This is a genomic window from Burkholderia sp. AU4i, assembly GCF_000466765.1.
In the GTDB taxonomy this organism is placed as follows: Bacteria; Pseudomonadota; Gammaproteobacteria; order Burkholderiales; family Burkholderiaceae; genus Burkholderia; species Burkholderia cepacia.
On the sequence record NZ_ASSI01000451.1, the window covers coordinates 1 to 621 of the forward strand.

At 71.7% G+C, this 621-nt stretch carries 1 pseudogene; it reads left to right on the forward strand.

The window, feature by feature from the left end:
• Positions 1-621 (forward strand): annotated as a pseudogene (locus L810_RS48290) (hypothetical protein); the annotation flags it as partial.

Below are 621 nucleotides of genomic sequence, written 5' to 3' on the forward strand. Positions count from 1 at the left end.
TGGCAGGGCGAGCCGCTCGCCGGCAAGACGCTGCTCGTGTGGGGCGAGCAGGGGCTCGGCGACGTGCTGCAGTTCTGCCGCTTCGTCGCGCCGCTCGCCGAGCGCGTGCATCGCGAGGGCGGCCGGCTCATATGGAACACGTTTCCGCAGGTGGGCACGCTGATGCAGCGCAGCCTCGGCGCGCATGCGGATGCGTTCAGCGCGGGCGGCGGCGTCGACGTGCTGCCCGCCTTCGATTACGAAGTACCGCTGATCGGCCTGCCGCTGATGCTCGGCATGGAAGCGTCGACGCTCGCGTCGTCGGTGCCGTACCTGCATGCCGATCCGCCCGCGCGCGACGCGTGGCGCGCGCGGCTCGCGGGCGACAGCCGGCTGAAGGTCGGGCTCGTGTGGACGGGCAGCGCGGGGCACCAGCGCAATCCGTTCCGGCGCGTCGGGCTCGAGCGTTATGCCGACGCATTCCGCGGGATCGACGGCGTCGCGTTTCATTCGCTGCAGCCGGGTGCGCAGGCGGATGTCGCGGCGGCGCGCGCGGCCGGCTTCGCGATCGAGGACTTCACGGCGGAACTGACGAGCTTCGACGATACGGCCGCGTTCATCGGCGCGCTGGATCTCGTGATC